Source organism: Macrococcoides bohemicum (genome assembly GCF_003259675.1).
GTDB lineage: Bacteria > Bacillota > Bacilli > Staphylococcales > Staphylococcaceae > Macrococcoides > Macrococcoides bohemicum.
This window is the reverse complement of the sequence record NZ_PZJG01000009.1, coordinates 49133-70776: the sequence shown is the minus strand read 5'-3', so window position 1 is coordinate 70776 and position 21644 is coordinate 49133. Positions and strand designations below refer to the sequence as shown.

21 protein-coding genes and 2 pseudogenes are annotated in these 21644 nt (G+C 33.9%); 20 read left to right on the top strand and 3 right to left on the bottom strand.

Going from position 1 to position 21644, the window contains the following annotated elements; translation table 11 throughout:
• The 11 genes and pseudogenes from secA2 (at position 1) to nhaC (ending at position 10777) form a co-directional block, all read left to right on the top strand.
• Positions 1-2385 (top strand): accessory Sec system translocase SecA2, encoded by a 2385-nt coding sequence (gene secA2, locus BHX94_RS11725; protein ID WP_379875184.1) that lies wholly within the window; start codon positions 1-3, stop codon positions 2383-2385.
• A gap of 145 nt (positions 2386-2530) precedes the next feature.
• Entirely contained in the window at positions 2531-4042 is a 1512-nt protein-coding gene (gene gtfA / locus BHX94_RS11720) for an accessory Sec system glycosyltransferase GtfA (RefSeq protein WP_111746889.1), read from the top strand.
• A complete protein-coding gene (gtfB, locus tag BHX94_RS11715; RefSeq protein WP_111746888.1) occupies positions 4039-5364 on the top strand; it encodes an accessory Sec system glycosylation chaperone GtfB in 1326 nt (441 codons plus the stop codon). Before gtfA ends, gtfB begins: the two co-directional genes overlap by 4 nt.
• A gap of 328 nt (positions 5365-5692) precedes the next feature.
• A pseudogene (locus BHX94_RS13060) lies at positions 5693-5830 on the top strand (YSIRK-type signal peptide-containing protein); the annotation flags it as partial.
• A 425-nt stretch (positions 5831-6255) separates the two neighbouring features.
• On the top strand, positions 6256-6765 hold the full coding sequence (locus BHX94_RS11705) for a hypothetical protein (protein ID WP_146606928.1): 510 nt from the start codon (positions 6256-6258) through the stop codon (positions 6763-6765).
• A gap of 77 nt (positions 6766-6842) precedes the next feature.
• The gene (locus BHX94_RS12720) at positions 6843-7022 is read left to right on the top strand and encodes a hypothetical protein (RefSeq protein WP_146606927.1); all 180 of its coding nucleotides are present in this window, start codon (positions 6843-6845) and stop codon (positions 7020-7022) included.
• 435 nt (positions 7023-7457) lie between these two features.
• Positions 7458-7559: pseudogene (locus BHX94_RS11700) on the top strand (YSIRK-type signal peptide-containing protein); the annotation flags it as partial.
• Positions 7560-7655: 96 nt separating this feature from the next.
• Positions 7656-8477, top strand: coding sequence for an SdrD B-like domain-containing protein (locus tag BHX94_RS13240; RefSeq protein ID WP_379875188.1), 822 nt, complete (start codon positions 7656-7658; stop codon positions 8475-8477).
• A 211-nt stretch (positions 8478-8688) separates the two neighbouring features.
• Positions 8689-8823 carry a hypothetical protein gene (locus BHX94_RS13125; protein ID WP_275068276.1) on the top strand — a complete coding sequence of 45 codons (135 nt, stop codon included), beginning with the start codon at positions 8689-8691 and terminating at the stop codon, positions 8821-8823.
• 156 nt (positions 8824-8979) lie between these two features.
• A complete protein-coding gene (locus BHX94_RS12715) occupies positions 8980-9171 on the top strand; it encodes a hypothetical protein (protein ID WP_146606926.1) in 192 nt (63 codons plus the stop codon).
• A 163-nt stretch (positions 9172-9334) separates the two neighbouring features.
• Complete coding sequence (gene nhaC / locus BHX94_RS11690) at positions 9335-10777, top strand: Na+/H+ antiporter NhaC (RefSeq protein WP_111746881.1); 1443 nt, start codon at positions 9335-9337, stop codon at positions 10775-10777.
• A gap of 43 nt (positions 10778-10820) precedes the next feature.
• Here nhaC and BHX94_RS11685 read toward each other — a convergent pair whose 3' ends face one another.
• A complete protein-coding gene (locus BHX94_RS11685; RefSeq protein WP_111746879.1) occupies positions 10821-11255 on the bottom strand; it encodes a MarR family winged helix-turn-helix transcriptional regulator in 435 nt (144 codons plus the stop codon).
• 392 nt (positions 11256-11647) lie between these two features.
• On the opposite strand from BHX94_RS11685, the gene BHX94_RS11680 reads away from it, so the two are divergent.
• The 4 genes from BHX94_RS11680 to BHX94_RS12915 all read left to right on the top strand — a co-directional run bounded on the left by BHX94_RS11680 (position 11648) and on the right by BHX94_RS12915 (position 14188).
• Positions 11648-12280, top strand: a complete 633-nt coding sequence (locus BHX94_RS11680) for a GNAT family N-acetyltransferase (RefSeq protein WP_111746877.1) — start codon at positions 11648-11650, stop codon at positions 12278-12280.
• Between the two features lie 49 nt (positions 12281-12329).
• Positions 12330-13274 carry an LCP family glycopolymer transferase gene (locus BHX94_RS11675; RefSeq protein ID WP_111746875.1) on the top strand — a complete coding sequence of 315 codons (945 nt, stop codon included), beginning with the start codon at positions 12330-12332 and terminating at the stop codon, positions 13272-13274.
• A gap of 70 nt (positions 13275-13344) precedes the next feature.
• The gene (locus tag BHX94_RS11670; RefSeq protein WP_111746873.1) at positions 13345-13845 is read left to right on the top strand and encodes a universal stress protein; all 501 of its coding nucleotides are present in this window, start codon (positions 13345-13347) and stop codon (positions 13843-13845) included.
• A 178-nt stretch (positions 13846-14023) separates the two neighbouring features.
• Positions 14024-14188: a DUF445 domain-containing protein gene (locus BHX94_RS12915; protein ID WP_165958646.1), complete on the top strand. Its 165-nt coding sequence runs from the start codon at positions 14024-14026 to the stop codon at positions 14186-14188.
• An 89-nt stretch (positions 14189-14277) separates the two neighbouring features.
• Here the strand turns inward: BHX94_RS12915 and BHX94_RS11665 are convergent, their stop codons facing one another.
• On the bottom strand, positions 14278-15327 hold the full coding sequence (locus BHX94_RS11665; protein ID WP_111746871.1) for a 2,3-butanediol dehydrogenase: 1050 nt from the start codon (positions 15325-15327) through the stop codon (positions 14278-14280).
• Positions 15328-15767: 440 nt separating this feature from the next.
• Between BHX94_RS11665 and BHX94_RS11660 the strand changes: the two genes are divergently transcribed.
• Positions 15768-17042 (top strand): pyruvate MFS transporter, encoded by a 1275-nt coding sequence (locus tag BHX94_RS11660; RefSeq protein ID WP_111746869.1) that lies wholly within the window; start codon positions 15768-15770, stop codon positions 17040-17042.
• A 106-nt stretch (positions 17043-17148) separates the two neighbouring features.
• On the opposite strand, the gene BHX94_RS11655 is transcribed toward BHX94_RS11660, so the two are convergent.
• A complete protein-coding gene (locus BHX94_RS11655) occupies positions 17149-17829 on the bottom strand; it encodes a hypothetical protein (RefSeq protein ID WP_111746867.1) in 681 nt (226 codons plus the stop codon).
• 126 nt (positions 17830-17955) lie between these two features.
• Between BHX94_RS11655 and BHX94_RS11650 the strand changes: the two genes are divergently transcribed.
• The 4 genes from BHX94_RS11650 to BHX94_RS11635 all read left to right on the top strand — a co-directional run bounded on the left by BHX94_RS11650 (position 17956) and on the right by BHX94_RS11635 (position 21558).
• A complete protein-coding gene (locus BHX94_RS11650) occupies positions 17956-18408 on the top strand; it encodes a Dps family protein (RefSeq protein WP_111746865.1) in 453 nt (150 codons plus the stop codon).
• Positions 18409-18522: 114 nt separating this feature from the next.
• The gene (locus BHX94_RS11645) at positions 18523-19452 is read left to right on the top strand and encodes a sugar-binding transcriptional regulator (RefSeq protein ID WP_111746863.1); all 930 of its coding nucleotides are present in this window, start codon (positions 18523-18525) and stop codon (positions 19450-19452) included.
• A gap of 83 nt (positions 19453-19535) precedes the next feature.
• On the top strand, positions 19536-20198 hold the full coding sequence (gene deoC / locus BHX94_RS11640) for a deoxyribose-phosphate aldolase (RefSeq protein ID WP_111746861.1): 663 nt from the start codon (positions 19536-19538) through the stop codon (positions 20196-20198).
• 58 nt (positions 20199-20256) lie between these two features.
• On the top strand, positions 20257-21558 hold the full coding sequence (locus tag BHX94_RS11635) for a pyrimidine-nucleoside phosphorylase (RefSeq protein ID WP_111746859.1): 1302 nt from the start codon (positions 20257-20259) through the stop codon (positions 21556-21558).
• Positions 21559-21644: the final 86 nt, after the last annotated feature.

The following is a 21644-nucleotide window of genomic DNA, read 5'->3' as shown; positions in this document are numbered from 1 at the left end:
TTGATTAATATAGATGAAAGTATTAATAAGGTGCGCATAAAAAGTATCAAAAGGATTTTAAAAGAAATTACTATGCTAGAAGATGAATATAAAGTTTTAACAGATGAGCAATTAAAATCTAAAACAGATGAGTTTAGAAAGAGACTTAAAACAGGAGCTACTTTAGATCAATTGCTCGTTGAAAGCTATGCAACAGTTAGAGAGGCAAGTAGACGTGTTTTAGGAATGTTTCCGAAAGAAGTACAGCTCATAGGAGCGATTGTACTCCATCAGGGAAATATTGCTGAAATGCAAACTGGTGAAGGAAAAACACTAACGGCTACATTACCTTTGTATTTGAATGGTTTGACCTCAAGAGGAGCCTATTTAATTACGACAAACGATTATTTAGCACGAAGAGACTATGAAGATATGAAACCATTATATGAATGGTTAGGTTTGACAGTTTCTCTAGGGTTTGTTGATAAACCAGGTTATGAATATAAAAAGGGTGAGAAAAAGTTATTATATGATGCTGATATTATATACTCAACAAATGGTCGAATTGGATTTGATTATTTGATTGATAATTTAGCAGATTCATTAGAAGGTAAATTTCAGAAAAATTTGAACTTCGCCATAATTGATGAAGTTGATTCAATAATATTAGATGCAGCTCAAACACCATTAGTTATAAGCGGGGCACCTCGTGTACAATCAAATATGTTTAATGTTGTGAAGTCATTTGTTGATACCTTAGAAGAGGATGTTCACTTTTTTTTAAATTCCAAGAAACAAGAGATATGGCTAACAGATGAAGGGGTAGCAATGGCTAATCAATACTTTGATGTGAAAAGTATTTATCAACCCGGATTATCATCTCTCGTAAGAAATATTAATTTAGCATTACGTGCAAAATATTTATTCGATATGAATCAAGATTACTATATTATTGATGGAGAGATAGTTCTAATTGATAGAATATCAGGGCGATTGCTTGAAGGAACTAAACTTCAAGCTGGCTTACATCAAGCAATTGAAGCGAAAGAGCTGGTAGAAATCTCTGAGGGTAAGAGTGTACTGGCTACGATAACATTTCAAAACTTATTTAAACAATTTAATGCTTTTTCAGGAATGAGTGCAACAAGTAAACTGGGAGAAAAAGAGTTTTTTGAATTATACGGAAAATTAGTTATACAAATTCCGACAGCCAAACCAATTCAGCGTGTCGATTATGATGATCGTGTATTTATAACGAAAGAGGATAAAGACAAGGCAATAATAGAAAAGGTAGTTGAAATCCATCAAACTTCTAGACCAATATTATTGATAACTAGAACAGCAGATGATGCTGAATATTTTTCGAAATGTTTATATGAATTAGAGATACCCAATAACTTATTGATTGCTCAAAATGTTGCCAAAGAAGCACAAATGATTTCAGAGGCAGGATATCTTCATAGTGTAACAGTTGCAACCAGCATGGCTGGAAGAGGAACTGATATTAAACTTGAAAAAGGTGTAGAAGCTTTAGGAGGCTTAGCTGTAATTATTAGTGAACATATGGAAAACAGCCGTATTGATAGACAGCTAAGAGGTCGTTCAGGAAGACAAGGTGATCCGGGCAGCTCACAAATATATATTTCTTTAGAAGATTATATCGTTAAGCGCTGGAGTAATAATAAATTAATTGAGAATCAATATATAAAAAATATGAATACGAATCAAGTAGAAGAAAGTAGATTACTTGCACGAAAAATAAAAAAAATAGTTGAACGTGCACAAATTGTATCTGAAGAGCATGGAATGTTAAATCGCCAAATCAACAATGAGTTTGATCAAAGTGTCAGTGTACAACGTTTAATGATTTATAAAGAACGTAATAAAATACTTGAAGCTAAGTCGTTTGAAAGATTTGACTTCACACAACTGGCACATGATGTATTTACACGATATGTTTACACTGAATACCCTCTGACAGATCGTGAAATAAAACAATATATTTATAAAAATATTAGTTTTCAATTTGAGGAAGATATACCTAATGAAGTAAAGCAATCACCTTCACTTTTAATAGATTATTTAACGATGCTTTTTGAACAAGCATTGGAAAAAAATAAAATGCAGTTTACTGATGAACATTTTTATATCCACTTTTTACAAAAATGTATTTTGAAAGCAATAGATAGCAGTTGGATAGATCAGGTTGACTATTTACAACAACTTAAAAATAGTATTAGTAGTAGACAACTCGGAAGAAGAAATGTCATATTTGAATATCATAGAACGGCGCTGGAATCATATTCTATGATGACTTCTGAAGCAAAGAGAAGGATGGTTAGAAATCTTTGTCTGAGCATGAAAGATTATGATAAAAAAGGGAACCTGGTTATTCATTTTCCATAAAAAAGTATTGATGGGATTGTCTCAATCTAGTTTTAATATTTATTTTTACTGAAAACGAGATAGTGCTTTACAAGTGTTTGAGCTAATACTCGTAAAAAATGAGACATGAACGATAAAACTTATAGTCAATCCTTAGGAGGTAATCATGACAATTTATAATATAAATTTTGGTATTGGCTGGGCAAGCAGTGGCGTAGAATATGCACAAAGTTATCGTGCAAAACTATTACGCACAATAAAAAAAAATTTAAAATTTGTATTTCTGGATTTTATTCAAAATGAAAATATCCAAACTTTAACGAGTAATCTTGGCTTCAAAGATAATGAAATTATTTGGCTTTATCAATATTTTACTGATATTAAGATTGCACCTACTTCAGTAACAGTAGAAGATATTATTCAACAATTAAATCATGAAGTAATAAAAGAAGAAAATAATAATAAAATACGCAGGATTTTCTTTAAAAATAATCAAACATTCGTAACTTGCTATTTGAAAGAAGAAAATAAAGATATCGTTGATAGAGCAGAATTTGTATCTAATGGGATGTTGATTCGCAAAGATTTTTATTCATATGTGCGCACCTTATCAGAGTTTTATGCACCCTTTGATAATAAAGCTAAAGCTTATATGAGGCAATATTATAACGAAGACGGATCAGTTGCTTATGAAGAATATATTAATGAAGATCAGGATACAAATATCTTTATTATAGATGATGAACCAATATATGGTAAGCGTGAATTTGTTTCATATTTTATACGTAAACTAAATTTAACTCAAGATGACATTTTAATTATCGATCGTGTGACTAAGATTGGTCAATCCATATTAGAAAATAAAGGAGATTGTAAAATAGGTGTTGTAATACATGCAGAGCATTATAGTAAGAATGCAACAAATGATAATACAATATTGTGGAATAATTATTATGAGTATCAATTTGCACAAGCTGATGAAATAGATTTCTTTATAACAGCCACGGATCGTCAAAGAGAATTGTTATCTGAACAATTTGAATATTACTGTAGTAAGAATCCGCTTATAAAGACAATTCCGGTCGGTGCTTTAGATAAACTGGTTAAACCTAAGGCAACACGTAAACAATTTTCTGTAATTACAGCATCAAGACTAGCAAATGAAAAACATGTAGACTGGTTAGTCAAAGCGGTAATCAAAGCGAGAAAAATTTTGCCAGATTTGAATTTTGATATTTATGGTGATGGCGGTGAAAAGAGTAAGATACAAGATATTATTAATGAGTTTCAAGCGAATGATTATATTCATCTAAAGGGTCATGTAGATTTAAAGGATGTTTACAAAAATTATGAATTATTTTTATCTGCTTCACAGAGTGAAGGATTTGGCTTAACTTTAATGGAAGCGGTAGGATCAGGATTAGGGATGATAGGATTTGATGTCAATTATGGGAATCCAACATTTATTAAAGATGGTGAAAATGGTTTTCTGATTCCAGTAAAAATCACTGAAGATTCAATCGATCAGATAACTGATCGTATTGCTGATAAAATTATTGAATTTTATAAAATGGACTTGAAAAATGTATCTAAAGTTTCCTATCAAATAGCTGAACCATATAAAAAACGATATATAAAACAAAGATGGCTAAATTTATTTGAGGAGGTCAGTGAATGATAACATTATTTGAGCACTTCAACACTCCAGCAAGAAAACTTTATAGTTCTTTGAAAATTGCTAACATGAATCTGTCAACCTTCGTAATAGAAGATGATGGCTTTCTACCAGATGAAATAATAACGCCATATAAGCTGTTTTCAAAATATGCACCTAAAAAAACTGATAAACCACTTTATTTTAATAGGGTAAAAATACCTAAATACTGGGAAATAGAAGGATCTAATGAACAGGCAACCATCAATGATAATGGCAAAATTAGAGCAAATATCAAATATAAAAAAAATTATCTTTCAAGAATTGTACAGCAAGTTGAGTGGTTAAATGAAAATGGGATAATACGTTCGATTGATCATTATACAAAGCACGGTATATTATTTGCACGCACTGTAAATAGTGAACAAGGAAACCCAATTTTCAAAACATTTTTCAACCAGCAAAATGAAATTATAATATATGAAAATTATATTACAAAGTCAATTATGCTTTATTTAGATAATAGAGAATATATATTTAATGATAAGAATGAATTTACAGCATTTAGCTTAGAAAGATTGGATTTCGATACAACTGATGTTGTTTTTAATTCATTAGCAACACCATTATTAGCTCTTATTAATAGGAAGCAATCTATAAAAGGCTATTTATTCTGGCAGGAACGTATACATCAGGAGTTACCTGGAAATATGCAATACATACTCGAAAGTGATGCTTTGGAATCTATAAAAGTAATTGTTCCTGACGAAGAAGAGTATAATAAAATTATAGCTCTTGCTGCGAATAATGTTAAAAGTAAGATTAAGAGGGCAGGTTACTTGTATAGATACCATAGAAAGAATACATTTAGTAAAAATGTATTAACAGTTACAAATTCAGATCAGTTTCCGCATATTGAAAAAATCATTCAAAGTAGTCCGAGTTATACCTTTAATATAATTGCGATAACAGAAATGTCATCAAAATTAATGGACCTTGGGAAATATAAGAATGTCAGATTATTCCCTTCAGTTGATTTAAAGGTAGCAAGAAAAATTTATGAAAATACAGATATTTATTTAGATATTAATCAAGGCAATGAAATTTTAAATGCTGTTCGCAGTGCTTTTGACTATGATTTATTAATAATGGGTTATAAAGAAACTGCGCATAATCCTACATTTACTGGAAATGAACTACTCATCAGCCAATCAAATCCTGAAGAATTGATTAGATTGCTTAATTTGACAAAAAGAGATAAAGAAATATTATTAAGACAACAAAAACTACAAGCAAATGAAATTGAAAAAGAAGAATTTAGAGCTGTTTTTGATAAAAATAGTTAATTGAAACAAAAAATACTTTAGTATTAACTATTTTTCATAATAAACAAATATTTTGTTAACATTTAAAACAAGATAATATTTAAAGATGTAAATGAAAGGCACCCTAAAAGTTAGACTTGAAATCTAACTTTTGAGGTGTTTTTTTAAGATGGAAGGTAGTAATAGTACATCTCAATAATTATTATATATTTGTTATTAAAAATGACTCCTATTTAATTATTATGAATATAAAACTCTGTAATTTCTATGATGTAAAAATAAACTAAAAATTAATATAATCATGCTATAATAACTAATATTAATCAACCACCTTTAAAGAAGGTTATATTTGGAGGAAACACATGAAAAACACGACTTTTTGCTGAACAAATTGAATAAGTATTCGATACTTAAATTTACGGTAGGTACAGCATCAATATTAGTGGGAACTTTAATTTTTCTGGGCAATAGTGCTGAAGCAGAAGAAACTACGAAGGAAACACTGGCAACAGAAGCGCCGACAGAAACAGCTACAACAGAAGAGGCTACAACTGAATCACCGATAACTGACAGTGTAATATCAGAATCAATATTACCAGAGAAAGCAGTAAATCTTGAATTGAATGCTGATAATACAGAACTGACAGGTTTCGCAACAGCAGGCCAAGTTGTTGAATTGACAATAGCAGATGGTACTGTTGAAAAGACCGTTTTTGATACTGACGGAACAATGATGTTATCAATATTGATGTAATAGATGATTTTCAATTATCTATTACAGTAAATAAAAAGAATGAACATATTAAATACTTACTTTCTAAGCCTTTTAGTGCTATATATCGCGAAGAAGATGATGAAATTGTTGGTACCGAACCATATTTTGTCAAATCTAAGAAAGAGCATGAAATTATTTTGCAAGTAAACCAATACTTTAAACGTCTTGTAGAAGTAGAGAGCATGTATTTTATAGAAAATAAAAAGTGTTTTTCTGAATATATTTCATCTGATAAGTATGACACCAGCAAGTATAACACCAGCAAGTATAAAAGCGTTTATCTCAACCATCGAATGTTATTGATGAATCCAAAATCAACGCTCAATTTTGATGAAAGAAGAATGACATTTCAATCATTGCAAAGTTACCTATACGAATATTTCCTTAAAAACGATAAATACTTTAAATGGATGGCGAAGATACTAGATAAAAAAATAAAAAGGGGGAATATCCACAAACTTATTGATGAATTCAGTGAAGTAATATTTAAACACATTATTAAACAGATTAATAAAAATAGAATTTGTATTGAGTTAGTCTGTATAAAACAAGAGCAATATAACGAACAACATACGGATGATCTTGACGTAGATATCCTATGGATGACTGAGTCAATACATAAAAAGCAACCAATTTATGTTATATGATTTATTGTTATGTGGAAAGTTCAAAGAATAGTATATCAATAAAGAACCTTTTTAATAATTTTGTAAAAATTTTCAATTTGACAATTTTCATTTTATTAGAAGATGAAGCGATAAGCCACATTAAAGATCTAGAGGATAATTATTATTATTCGAATGTATTAATCAATGAAAAACGATTTGTTTATACATCAGCAATTCTGCACATAGATATAAACCAATATGGAATTATAGATTTCGGAAGTGCAATTCTGAAATAAAATTGAATATTCCAGATAACATTAATGCTTTTAGTTTCAACGATAACTAAATTTTAAAAATTATAATAAATACAAGAGTAAATATTATATAAAGCATCTTGTCACAAAATTGTCACAATTCAAACGAACTATCAATTGCGGATAAGAATATACATTATTTTGTATATAAAAATATATTTTATTATATAAATAGCAAGGAAACACTTATAAATAATAGATGTATGGTAATTGCTAAAAAATGTATGATACAATATAAAATATAAATATACAAAAATAATGTATTTTTATACAAAATTGTTGATAACTTAGTTGTATGTTAAATGCATGTAAGTGTGACATTGTAAAATAATAGTATTAAAATAATAATAAGTCATAATCTGATTATTATGGCGAATTGACAATTTGAATAATTAAGAGATAAAGAGGAGGATTTTTATGAACAAGTATGGTATTAGAAAGTTCACAGTAGGAACAGCATCAGTAGTAGTAGGTTCATTATTGTTCCTAGGCGCTGGTCAACAAGCTGACGCCGTAGAAGCAACATATTCTTTAGGAGATCGTGTTTACTCAGATAACAACGGTAACTAAGTTCAAGATGCAGGAGACACAGGTCTTGCTGGATTAACAGTTACAATCCGTGATTATGCAGGTAACCACGTTGCAACAACAACAACAGATGCGAATGGTAACTACACATTCTCAGGTTTAAAAAATGGTACTTACGTAGTTAACTTCGAAGTACCTGCAGGATATGAAAATGATGTAGCAAATATCGGTTCTGAAGATGTAGATTCAGACGGACCAGTTGACGTATTAGTTGATATTAACGGAGCTAACATCACTACTTTAGACACTGGTTTCATTCCTTTAAATGGACAAGGTTCTAAACCAGTACAAGGTGGAGAAGCTACACCAGCTCCAGCACCAGGTAATGGTGGAGAAGTTAAACCAGCACCATCACAAGGTAATTTATCAATCGGAGACCACGTATGGTGGGATGCAAACCGTAACAACTTATATGATCAAGGTGAAAACCCAGTAGCAGGATTACGTGTATCTATTCGTGACTATGCTGGAAACTTTATCGCTGAAACAACAACAGATGCAAATGGTAACTATGCATTCCATGGTTTATCAGATGGTCAATACATCGTTAACTTCCATAATCCATTAGACTGGTCACCAGTTATTGCGAACATCGATAATGATGTTTCAGAAGCAATTGATTCAGATGGACCAACTGACGTTATCGTAAACTTAAAAGGTGCTTCTAATTATAATGTAGACCAAGGTTACTATGGCGTTGGAACTCCAGCTCCAGGTGAAACTGTTAAACCAGCTGAAATTGGTAAAACAGTATTACCTGATAAAGGTGAAAAAGATAACGGTGGAGCAGTTGCTTCAGTATTAGCGTTATTAGGTGGAGCTGCATTATTCGGTTCTCGTCGTAAATAATAATGAACTTATCAGTTATTTCAGAGACGTCTGGATTAATAACTAAGTTTATATTTTTAAGTAACACGCACTCGATTGAGTGTGTGTTACTTTTTTTATGAATTTTTGTAATAAAAATGTTACATTTATGTGTTTGAATTTTCAGATAATAGAAGCTATAATAAGATAAATATTGATTGTATATTACACGATGAAAAGGAGCGAACAATGTATGGAACAGTTATTAGCACAACTGACCTTATTCGCTATAGGGCCAAATAATGCAATTGTATCTTCTCTGATCATCGGTACTTTAACGGTAGTGGCGATGATCATCGACAAAACGAAATCAGAAGAAAGTGATTAAGCATGAAATTAATTAATGCTAATTACTTTCTTTTATTTTCTATAGACAATTAGATGTAAAATTTCCTTATTATAAAAATCCACTTTTGTTCTTATCTTCATTTTGTTTAAGTAAAAATTTTACGGTTACTCTTTTTAATACTTCTCCTTATTTGTATTGAAAGATAAATTCAGAGCAGGGGCATCAGGTTCTCCGTTATTTGATAGTAAATTAAGTGTGTATGGACGACGCACATATGGATATGACCTTTACGGTGGAGATGATACACGTCTAGGTAAGGTTGAATATAGTGGAGCAGAGTCATTGTATGGCTATACGGGACGTTTTGTTAGCAAGCATATGTATTAATTTATTCGAAAATATTTTTAGAGACATGTTGGTTGCAACATGTCTCTTTTTTAGATTTTTAAATAATTTAAGTATTTCGAAAATTAGTGTAGATTTTTCATCTTTATTCCATTAAACTATTAATGTAAACGATTTCAACATTGGTGGGAGGATATTAAAGGGTATGAATAATAAATTAAAACAAAAGAAAGAAATAAATGTTTGGTGGGCACTCGTACCGCTTGTCTTCATGATTGCGAGTATGTTATTTACAGTTGTTGTGTTAGAGCAAGCGCCACATATTCCATTGATGATCGGTACTGCGATTGCAGCAATTGTTGCACATCAACATGGCTTTACATGGGAAGAAATTGAAGAGATGATGTACAAAGGGATTAAACTTGCTTTACCTGCCATTGTCATTATTATCCTGGTTGGATTAGTTATCGGTGCCTGGATTGGTGGAGGCGTCGTTGCTACGATGATTTATTACGGGTTAAAGTTGATTTCTCCAAGTTTATTTTTAGTTACGATTTGTTTAATTTGTGGCATTGTAGCATTAGCCATCGGTTCAAGTTGGTCAACAATGGCAACGGTTGGTGTTGCTGGTATGGGAATTGGTTTAAGTATGGGCATCCCTGCTGGTATGATTGCTGGTGCTGTAATATCAGGGAGTTATTTCGGGGATAAGATGAGTCCGTTAAGCGATACAACAAACTTAGCATCAGGTCTTACTGGAACAGATTTATTTGTTCATATTAAACATATGTTCTTTACGACGATTCCAGGCATCATTATTGCGTTAATTGCATACTTCTTTATTGGTCGCCAGTTCGCCGGTGATCATATGGATACGAAGAAGATAGATACTTTATTAGATGCAATGAAGGATCAATTCGTCATTTCGCCTTGGTTATTATTGATTCCGGTAATTGTTATCGTCTTAGTTGCGTTAAAAGTGCCAGCTGTTCCTGCTTTAGTTGTTGGTATTATATTAGGAGCTGGTGCACAGCAACTTGTTCAAGGGGATAACATGAAGACTGTTATGGACACGCTTCAAACTGGTTATAAGATGGAATCGAAAAATGAATTAATTACTGAATTATTCAATAAGGGTGGTCTTGAATCGATGTTCTTTACCATCTCGATGACAATTGTAGCGATGACGTTCGGTGGTATTTTAGAGTTTAGTGGTATGTTAAATGCGATTATTTCTAAGATTTTATTAGTAGCAAAATCTACAGGCAGCTTAATTGCTGCAACAATTGTGAGTTGTTTTGCTACAAATGCAACGTGTTCAGAACAATATATCAGTATCGTTGTGCCGAGCCGTATGTATTTACGCGCATATATTGATAAGAACTTACATCCAAAGAATTTATCCCGATGTCTAGAGGACAGTGGTACGTTAACAAGTGTATTTGTACCTTGGAATACGTGTGGTGTATTTATTGTAGGAACGCTTGGCGTTAGTGTAGCTGAATATGCACCTTACGCAATTTTAAACTTTATCGTACCTGTTATTTCAATCATTTATGGCTACACTGGTTTTAAGATTGTAAAGATGACGAGAGAAGAAAGAGCTCATTTCGAGCAACAGAATTTACAACCAGTTGAATTAGCTTAACATAAAAAATGCGTTTGAGATTTTATCTCAAACGCATTTTTTATTAATTGTTTATATCAAAATCTGTATGGAAGTGCTCTCTATAACGATCAATTAATAGTTGTAAAGTACGAACATCATTTTCAGTAAATTTTACTGATGATTTATTTTGATGATTGTTGTATTTATTCAATATATCTTCGACTAAGACTTGTCCTTCATCTGTCAATTTCGTTGCTACTTTTCTTTCATCGTCTTTACGACGTTCTTTCGCAACAAGTCCCATAGCGCGTAGTTTCTTTGTCTTTGTACTTGCAGAATCCATCTTATATGAAATATCTTTTTGTATCTCAGCAATTGTACTCTCTTTATCTAAGTAGAGTTTATGTAGGATTAAGAATTCCGTATAAGAAATACCGTATACTTTATTTAAAGATTCGTTGAGGTTTCCTTCTATCAAGCTGACTGTTTTAAATAAAGATTGTTCTAATTCGATCATAAAATTCGCTCATTTCTTTTGATAATTTGGCGGTTGGTGTAAAACATACAATAAACCGTGCGTTAACTGAAATATTAATAAAATTTCGTTTCTATAAATTTCAGTATTTGTAAATAATATATTTCATATTATTAACTTAAATAGTGTATCATAAAAATAAATGAAAAACATTAATATATTATACTTTTGAAGCTCATGCCATTGGATAAAGACAATTTTTACATTATGAAGCTTGCGAGTCCAATGTATAAGTTTTGTTAGTAAATTAATAATAGATTCATATGCTCATCAACTTCATAAATTAAATTTAAATATATTGTAAATTTTGCCTTATAATACTTTATAATGAAAGGTGAATTAAAAACAGATGTTAGAAGAAAGGATAACAGTTTATGTTGGATATTTATATTAGAAAGGCTGAAATGAATGATGTAGATAGGATTGAACGCATTCAGCAGCGTGCGCTTGAAATCCTCGTAAACCCTGAAGAACTGGATTCCGTGCCGATTGATGAACTCACAGAAGATATACGGCAAGGATGGATGGCAGTCGCTCAAATTGATGGTGTGATTGGTGCGTTCAGAACGATGCATATGCCCGTAGAAGACTATTTAGGGCCGTATGCTGGTATTAATGATGCTAAAGCAGCAGGTTTAATCTATTCTGATATTACGATTGTGGATCCAGATTTCAGAGGAATGTCATTACAACGTAAACTTGGTGAATGGCTATTTAAAGAAGTTGCTCCGTATTATAATGTAATCATGGCTACCGTCCATCCTGATAATATACCAAGCTTAAAAGATAAATTTCATCTGGGAATGCATATTATAGCGATAGATAAACTCTATGGTGGTAAATTGAGATTTATCTTTTTGAAGAATCTTTCCTGCCATCCTGCATGTAAGGATATTATCGAAGTAGAGCGCCGGGATTTTATGCGTATTCAGTCATTGCTTGCCAGTGGATATCGTGGATTAGGCTTAGAGGGCGATAAGCTTCGTTTCGGGAAGTTTTCGAGATAGCGTAATGAAGGGTTTGTGTGTAATATAAGTATTAAGAGAGGTGTATATAATGAAGAGAAGTAAAAAGGGTGGCTGTTTAAAGTGGATCGTGTTGTTATGTTTTATCGTGTTGATAGGGATTGGCTGGTATATAAGCAATGCTTATTTTAAAGTTCAGGAGACAGCTAATAATATTCAGCACAAAATAGAAGGTCGCGATAAATCTGATTTACGTGATAAAGTAGTGAGCATTCAGGATAAAGGCGCCGTCAGTGTTGCGTTATTTGGAGTTGATGCGAACGAAGAACGATTATCTGCAGGGGACAAAGGGCGTAGCGACTCGATTATATTGCTGAGTATAAATCCGAAGAAGAACAAGACAGTGATGGTAAGTATACCACGTGATACATATAGTGAGATGGTCGGAAAAGATACGCAGGAAAAAATTGCTCATGCTTATGCCTATGGTGGTGCCAAGATGGCAGTGCAGTCAGTTGAAAAGCTGATGAACGTACCGATTGATTATTATGCGACAGTAAATATGGATGGCATGCATAAGTTAATTGGTGAGGTCGGAGGCATTGACGTTAAGAGTAATGCAACGTTCAGTGCAAATGGCTATGACTTTGTGAAAGGACAGACTGTACATTTAGATGGCGATAAAGCATTGGCATTTATTCGTGCACGTAAAGGCGATGGTGCAGGTGGTGACTTTGGTCGTCAGGAACGTCAGCAAATCGTCATTCAAGGTTTAGCGAATGAAATCGTGGATGTACAATCTGTGACGAAACTGGATGCCATCCTGAAAAATATTGAAGGTAATGTTGTTACGGATATGTCCTTTGACGATTTGAAAGGTTTAGGGTTATCATATCGTGGTGCATTGGATAATGTGAAGAAGTACCAGTTAACTGGGGAAGGTACGATTATGGCGGATAGCTTATGGTATTTCCTACCGAATGAGGATCAGAAACTGGAAGTCCGTAATTTATATGTGGAGAATTTAGATTTATAGCACTTAAAGAATGAAGCGTTTTCATTTTGGTGATATACTAAAGATGAAGATAAGAGAGGGGCTGTTACAAATGATGTATCAACATATCTTGATTCCGGTAGATGGCTCAAAAGTGAGTGAGTATGCATTTCAAAAGGGTGTCGACATCGCGAAAAGAAATAATGCAGCAATTACATTAGTGCATGTGGTGGATATTAGAACATACGCGAATGTAGAAAGTGAACGGGGTTCATTGCATGAGAATGCCGATAAGTATACTGAGAAGATGTTGAATGGCTATAAAGCGATTGCTTTAGAACAAGGCGTGAAATCAGTAGATACAAAGATTGGTCACGGAGCAGCACGTCAGGTTATTACTAAAGAGATAGCGCCGAAAGCAAATTGCGATTTAATTATCTGTGGCTCTAACGGTATAAATGCATTGGAACGTTTTGTGATGGGTAGTGTTTCAGAAGCGATTGTACGTTATGCGAAGTGTGATGTACTAGTTGTCCGTACTGAGCAGGTACCGGATGACTTTGAACTTGAAGCATTTACGGAAGAGTTTAGAAGAGAATATAGTTATAACTAATTGTTTTAGCCTGAGGAAAATCCTCAGGCTTTTTTAGGTAAATTAAGATGTCATTTTATCCATTAAGAATAATTTGTTTATATTTTAGTGGATGAATATGTAATAGGTGTATTATAATATAATCACAATGATTTATTATTACTTTGCGTTTCAGTAATCTTATAAATGGAGTGATTGTATGCAACAGCGATGGTTCTGGGCTTTTTGTATGGCAATGATCTTTGGGTTAATGTTTATGAAAAGTAATATAGTTATGCTTATATTTATGATTCTTATTGGTGGCGCAATCGGATATTTTACTGGGGTTGAGGTTGAAAAGCATAAGAAACCACCTAAGGAATGAATTTGATTTTAGAAGATTTTGAATAAAATAATTGATATAAGCCCCTGATCGAGTTAATCGATTAGGGGCTTATATTTTTTTAGGAAAAATTATCCTTCGCCGTTTAATTTAACTAAGATTTTGACTTGGTTTTTATCGTTCGTTAATGTTTCGAAGCCTTCTGTGACGATATCATCTAATTCGATTTCTTTTGTAATCGTATTTTCAGTATCAACTTGCCCACTGCCTAATAAGTCGATTGTTTGTTGGTAGCTTGCTCTAGAATAAGCAATGGTAGATGTGATTTGCACACCAGTGTTTGTTAATTGCAATGGTGGCCAAGAGATGTCTCCTGCAAATATTGATACGATAACCATTTTACCGCGAGGGCGCGTAGCATCGATTGCCTGTTTAAATGTTGGTGCAACACCTGCAACTTCAAATGAACGATCTACGCCGCCAGGTACGATTTTCTTAATCGCTTCAACTGCATCCACTTCACCAGAATTGATGATGTCAGTAGCACCACATTCTAATGCTTTTTCTAAACGTTCTTTTGATAAATCCAATACGATAATCTTTCTTGCGCCAGCTGCACGTGCTGCAAGTGTCGTATATAATCCGATAGGACCGGCACCGAAGATTGCAACAGTATCACCGAATTCAATTTCACTTTCTTTTACAGCCTGCACACCCACTGCAAGCGGTTCAATTGTTGCTGCGACACGTAATGATACTGAGTCTGGTAAGTGATACAAATTAACTTCAGGTACGTTTACTAGATCAGTGAAACCACCGTCTGTGTGTAATCCAATAAAGCTAAAGCCATCATATACGTCTAGTTCATCGATACTTTTACCATGTGTTACCGTTGGGTTAACAGATACACGGTCACCAACTTTAAAGTCTTTTACTTCACTTCCGACTTCAACGACTGTACCAGAGAATTCATGCCCCATAATTAAAGGTGCTTTTCCACCTGTTAATTCATCTTCTTTATCGACTGGAATAAATACAGGTCCTTCCTGATATTCGTGTAAATCTGATCCACAAATACCTGCGTAGCCAACTTTCACACGTACTTCGTTCGGTTTCATATCACGAATTTCTTTTTCTTCTACGCGAATATCTTTCGGACCATACCATACTGCTGCTTTCATTGACAAACACTCCTTGATGAAATTTTATTTTTATAACAGTTATATTATACCAATTAGTGTCGTGTGTTACAAATTATCTGTTTCATTTTTCAGAATATTTTTATATAATATTTATTCGAAATATTACATTGTTTTTTTAGGTTGTATCGTCTTTACCAGAAGTATTAATAAATTAAAGAATTAAAGAGATAAACGTTTTTAAAACTGTTATATAGTTTTTGTTTTTAACAATATAACAAGTTTGTGAAATTAATAACTTTAATTGTGGTGATAGGGTCACAAATACTTGTTCTTATCAAGTTGAGATGGATTAAAAAAATTATATTATTTTTCACAAAGGTATTGTAAACGGTTTTATCCTGTGGTATTTTTGAGGAGTCAAAAAATATAGTCATCGGATGACTGAGTGAGTCGAAAACGATTATGGGGGAGAATATATTATGAATGAAAGAAAGTCTAATGTGCGTTGGATGTTCGCATTGATGTTCTTTGTCATCGGGGTTATTGCCTATATGGATAGAGCGAATATTTCTTATATCGCTGGTCCGATGATGGAAGATTTAAATATGTCTAAAGCGCAATTTGGGATGTTAGGTTCTATATTTGCAGCAGGTTATGCATTAATGCAGGTACCAGCAGGGATCATGGCTGAGAAATTTGGTCCTAAGAAGATGTTAACATTTGCACTAGTCTGGTGGAGTGCATTTACAATCCTGACTGGGGTTGTTAAAAATCACGGATTATTATACACGATGCGTTTCTTATTCGGTATTGGTGAAGGACCGATGTATCCATCAAACGCTGTATTTAACACATACTGGTTTGCAAAATCAGAAAAAGGTCGTGCTTCAAGCGCCTTACTGGCAGGTAGTTACTTCGGTCCTGTTATTGCACCATTTGTAACAATCGCTATTTATCAGGCGTTTGGATGGGAAGCGGTATTCTATATCTTTGGTGCAATCGGTATTTTAATTGCTTTACTATGGGCTGTTATTGCTAAAGATTTACCTGAACAACATAAGATGGTGAATGAAGCGGAAAAGCACTATATCATGGAAAACCGTGATGCAGTAGGTGGTGCTACGAAAGAAACTGCACCTTGGGGACGTTTCTTCCAACGTTTCAGCTTCTTTGCAATCGCCGGTCAATATTTCGTAGTACAGTTCGTTATCACATTATTCTTAATCTGGTTACCAACTTACCTGCAAGAAGAATATCATGTTATTTTAACGGATATGAAATTCTTAGCGGCAGCACCGTGGTTAATGATGTTCGTATTAATCATGGCTGGTGGATCAATTTCAGATGCGATTGTTGCACGTGGTCATTCTAAATTTAAAGCACGTTCAAGTATCGCAATCTTTGGATTTATCGTATTTGCGATTTCATTATTCTTATCAGTTCAAACTAATGATATGACGATGAACATCATTTACTTATCACTATGTTTAGGTGGGGTAGGTTTATCGATGGGTATGAGCTGGGCTTCAGCTGCTGACCTGGGACGTAACTACTCAGGTACTGTTTCAGGATGGATGAACTTATGGGGTAATATCGGTGCTTTCTTAAGTCCATTCTTAGGTGGGGTACTAGTACAGAAGTTCGGTTGGGATACGACGTTCTATTTAATGTTGATTCCGGCAGCACTTGCAATTATCCTATGGTTCTTTGTTAAACCGGATGAGCCATTATTAGAAGAACATAGACAAGCATAGTTTTTAGACACTCATTATTGGGTGTCTTTTTTATATAGAAGCTATTAAATAGACATAACAATGCCGGACACTCAGAGTATCCGGCATTATTGCGTTATGAAAATGTCTAGATCATCTTTCTGACAGTAATCTGGTAGACGATATTGATGATGATTGCGACAGCGGCGATAACCGACAGAGCGAAGTGTTGCGGTACGCCTGTTGCATACCCATATATCGTAATCAGCATCATTGCTGCGGGTAATAAAATATTAGTAATTTTAAAAGCATTATATAGACCGGTAAATATCGTATACATTTCTTCTTTAGATAATGAATCAATAAGCTTGTCATCAAAGTCTGCTTCAAAGTTCTCGGGTAAATCACGTTCCGGATACAATTTGTTAATCATGCTATAGCCGTAATAGCGCATGAGAATAGCAATAATTAACACGATTATACTGATAATTCCTAGATACAACGGCGCATCATTAATACTGATTAATAGAATTGATCCGAGCGCGAAATAAAATGAAATAATGATAGCGATGTTCATCTCAGAAAATTTCTTAAATGATGCTCTGTCCTGTTCGTAATGTTCTAAACTAGGGTCATTATCTACTTTATAGGCAAGCTTACTGTAAATAAAGGCGATAATAGCAAATAATACAGCAAGTATGCATAACACAACGATATACGGGGTAGAAGTAAGTATATCGGTTAAAGGTAGTTTCCAGTAATCGATTGATAGTAGCATGATAGCAGCGAGTATTGCGATAATGATAGGTAATATGTATTTTCTAAACATAATGGCCTCCTCTTTTTAATAGTATACCCAAATATTTTAAAATAAGACAGACAGAATCGTTTGCTTAATTAGAATAATTATTATATAATAATTAATATAAATAACAATTAAAAGGAGAGATTATTGATGGCTAAAAAAACACAAGAAAACAAAGTAGTAGCAACATTAAACCAACAAGTGGCAAACTGGACGGTGCTTTATACGAAATTACACAACTATCACTGGTATGTAAAAGGACCACAATTCTTCAGTTTACACACTAAATTCGAAGAGTTATATGATGAGGCTAACGTTTACATCGATGAATTAGCAGAGCGTATTTTAGCGATTGAAGGAAATCCTATTGCAACGTTAAAAGAAAGTTTAGATTTATCTGTTGTTAAAGAAGCTAAGAAAAATTTATCTGCAGAAGATATGGTGAAAGATTTATCTAAAGACTTTGATAAAGTAATCAAACTATTAGAAGAAGGTAAAGCTACAGCCGAAGAAGCAGATGATGAAATGACTGCAGATATGTTCTTAGGTATGATTACGAACCTTGAAAAACATAACTGGATGTTAAAATCTTTCTTAGGATAATTTAAAGTCTAACGCGTTATTATTAGTTAATAAATTAATTGATACACTTCAATGGAATTGAAGTGTATTTTTTTATGTTTTCCCTTAAAATGAATGTAAGTAGAGGTGAGCATAATGGAAGAAAAAATCAAACAATGTATTAGAATCGCTAAAATGTATTACGAAGAAAATTTAGGACAAAAAGCAATTGCCGATGAACTTAATATTTCCAGACCGACTGTATCGAGACAACTTCAATTTGCTAAAGATATGGGGATTGTCAATATTTCGATTCATGACCCATATGAAAAAAGTGAAGAACTCGCAGAATTACTGAAAGAAAAATATAATTTAAAGTATGTCTTAATTAAAGAAGTATCGAGCGATAAATACGAAATTGTGCTCAGTGCTATAGCAGAAGCAGCTGCAGAATTTCTTCATGATAATGTGAAGAATAACGATGTCGTCGGCATTAGCTGGGGGAAAACGATGTATGAAACTGCTAATTTAATGAAACCGACGAATTTAACTGGCGTTTCTACCATTCAGTTAAAAGGTGGTATTTCATACTCAAATATAAAGACGAATTCACATGAAACGTTAGCATTATTTGCAAAGAGCTTCAATTCCATTCCACGTGATCTACCTGTACCTGTTATTTTTGATAACAAACAGGTGAAACAATTAGTGAGTGAAGATCGCCATATTAAAGGGATTTTAAGCATGGCAAGTGCATGTGATGTTGCCATATACACTACAGGGACAGTGCGCGATGAAGCACTGTTGTTTAAACTTGGCTTTTTATCGGACGATGAAGTTAAGCGTCTGAAGAATGAAGCGGTGGGTGACATCTGTTCAAGGTTTTATAATAAGAATGGGAGAATTGCTGACGTCTGGGTCGATGATCGTACGATGGGTGTGACCCTGGATACATTAAAGCAGATTCCAACAAGCATACTTGTTGCAGGCGGTAAGCATAAGATAGAAGCAATTCGAGGTGCACTAACGGGAGGTATACCGAATGTACTTATAACTGACAGCATTACAGCTAAGCAATTAATTTAACTTGAACGTAATTTCATTTAACATTTTTACTTTTGTTCAATATCTGTTATAATGGATTTGAATATAAGGGAGGAATAAATAATATGAATTTAGCGAAATATATTGATCATACTGCTTTGAAACCAGAAACAACGACTGCCCAAATTGAACAGCTTGCACAAGAAGCACGTGAATACGGCTTTATGAGTGTATGTGTGAATCCGACACATGTAAAATATGCACATGCTTTATTAGAGGGTACTGATGTTTTAGTATGTACTGTAATCGGGTTCCCATTAGGTGCTAATACACCAGCAGTAAAAGCATTTGAAACGAAAGATGCGATTGCTAACGGTGCAGGTGAAGTTGATATGGTGATTAATATCGGTGCGGCTAAGAGCGGTAACTTTGATTTAGTACGTGAAGATATTAAAGCAGTAGTAGATGCTGCAGGAGATGTTACGACGAAAGTAATCATCGAAACAAGTCTTTTAACTGACGAAGAGAAAGTGAAAGTGAGCGAAATTGCGAAAGAAGTAGGAGCAGATTTCGTTAAGACTTCTACAGGATTCTCAACAGGTGGAGCGACAGTAGCAGATGTGAAATTAATGCGTGAAACAGTTGGATCTGATATGGGCGTAAAAGCATCAGGTGGCGTGCGTTCTTATGAAGACGTTAAAGCGATGATCGATGCTGGCGCTACGCGTATCGGTGCATCAGCTGGTGTACAAATTTTAAAGGGTGAAGAAGCTAAAGGGGATTATTAATTCCCTTTCACTTTTGATATAAAAGAAAACGCTTACAAAAAAATGGAGGTTATTAATTATGAGAATGGTAGACATTATTGCAAAGAAACGTGACGGACATGCATTAACAAAAGAAGAAATTGAATTCTTCATTAAGGGTTATACTAAAGAAGAAATTCCTGATTATCAGGCATCGAGTTTAGCGATGGCGATATTCTTCCAGGATATGAACGATGAAGAACGTGCTCACTTAACGATGGCGATGGTTGAAAGTGGTGATCAGATTGACTTAAGCGCTATAAAAGGTGTGAAAGTTGATAAACATTCAACAGGCGGTGTTGGTGATACAACAACTTTAGTATTAGGACCGTTAGTAGCAGCACTTGATATTCCGGTTGCGAAGATGAGTGGCCGTGGATTAGGACATACAGGTGGAACAATTGATAAATTAGAAGCGGTAGAAGGATTCCATGTTGAAATTTCAGAAGAAGACTTCGTTAAGATTGTAAATGAAGATAAGTTAGCGGTAATCGGACAAACAGGTAATTTAACACCGGCAGATAAAAAATTATATGCATTACGTGATGTAACAGGAACAGTGAATAGTATACCGTTAATCGCCTCAAGTATTATGAGTAAGAAGATTGCAGCAGGAGCTGACGCAATCGTATTAGATGTTAAGACAGGTGCGGGAGCATTTATGAAGACAGAAGAAGATGCAGAGCAGCTTGCACATGCAATGGTTAAGATCGGAAATAACGTCGGACGTAATACGATGGCGATAATCTCTGATATGAGTCAGCCATTAGGATTTGCAATCGGTAATGCACTGGAAGTGAAAGAAGCGATTGAAACATTACGCGGCGAAGGACCGGAAGACTTAACAGAACTTGTACTTACTTTAGGAAGTCAAATGGTCGTATTAGCAGGTAAAGCAGAATCGTTAGATGAAGCACGTGCGAAATTACAGGAAGTGATTGATAATGGTAAAGCTTTAGAGAAATTTAAAACATTCCTTGCTAACCAAGGTGGAGATGCGTCAGTCGTTGATGACGTTACTAAGTTACCTCAAGCAGAATATGTGATTGAAGTACCATCGAAAGAAAGTGGTGTCGTAAGCAAGATTGTAGCAGATGAAATCGGAGTGGCTTCGATGTTACTCGGTGCAGGACGCGCTACGAAAGAAGACGTTATTGATCTAGCAGTAGGATTGATGTTACGTAAGAAAGTCGGCGACAAAGTTGAAGCGGGCGAATCACTTGTAACAATATACGCAAACCGAGATAATGTAGAAGACGTTATGAATAAGATTTACGACAATATTGAAATTGCAGACAGTGCAGAAGCACCAGTATTGATTCATAAAGTTATTACTGAGTAGTAGGATTGGATTGGATGTTTGAGCGATGTGTTCAATAAACATGAGATATTGGACAAGTCACCACTGAAATCTACCTCATTCAGCAC

Coding starts and splice junctions, on each gene's coding strand:
- BHX94_RS13125 (WP_275068276.1), top strand. CDS start 8,689: ATGGAACAGTTATTAGCACAACTGACCTTATTCGCTATAGGGCCAAAT.
- nhaC (WP_111746881.1), top strand. CDS start 9,335: ATGAATAATAAATTAAAACAAAAGAAAGAAATAAATGTTTGGTGGGCA.
- BHX94_RS11660 (WP_111746869.1), top strand. CDS start 15,768: ATGAATGAAAGAAAGTCTAATGTGCGTTGGATGTTCGCATTGATGTTC.
- BHX94_RS11670 (WP_111746873.1), top strand. CDS start 13,345: ATGATGTATCAACATATCTTGATTCCGGTAGATGGCTCAAAAGTGAGT.
- deoC (WP_111746861.1), top strand. CDS start 19,536: ATGAATTTAGCGAAATATATTGATCATACTGCTTTGAAACCAGAAACA.
- gtfB (WP_111746888.1), top strand. CDS start 4,039: ATGATAACATTATTTGAGCACTTCAACACTCCAGCAAGAAAACTTTAT.
- BHX94_RS11665 (WP_111746871.1), bottom strand. CDS start 15,327: ATGAAAGCAGCAGTATGGTATGGTCCGAAAGATATTCGCGTAGAAGAA.
- BHX94_RS11685 (WP_111746879.1), bottom strand. CDS start 11,255: ATGATCGAATTAGAACAATCTTTATTTAAAACAGTCAGCTTGATAGAA.
- BHX94_RS11655 (WP_111746867.1), bottom strand. CDS start 17,829: ATGTTTAGAAAATACATATTACCTATCATTATCGCAATACTCGCTGCT.
- BHX94_RS11645 (WP_111746863.1), top strand. CDS start 18,523: ATGGAAGAAAAAATCAAACAATGTATTAGAATCGCTAAAATGTATTAC.
- BHX94_RS11635 (WP_111746859.1), top strand. CDS start 20,257: ATGAGAATGGTAGACATTATTGCAAAGAAACGTGACGGACATGCATTA.
- gtfA (WP_111746889.1), top strand. CDS start 2,531: ATGACAATTTATAATATAAATTTTGGTATTGGCTGGGCAAGCAGTGGC.
- BHX94_RS11675 (WP_111746875.1), top strand. CDS start 12,330: ATGAAGAGAAGTAAAAAGGGTGGCTGTTTAAAGTGGATCGTGTTGTTA.
- BHX94_RS11680 (WP_111746877.1), top strand. CDS start 11,648: ATGTTGGATATTTATATTAGAAAGGCTGAAATGAATGATGTAGATAGG.
- BHX94_RS12915 (WP_165958646.1), top strand. CDS start 14,024: ATGCAACAGCGATGGTTCTGGGCTTTTTGTATGGCAATGATCTTTGGG.
- BHX94_RS11650 (WP_111746865.1), top strand. CDS start 17,956: ATGGCTAAAAAAACACAAGAAAACAAAGTAGTAGCAACATTAAACCAA.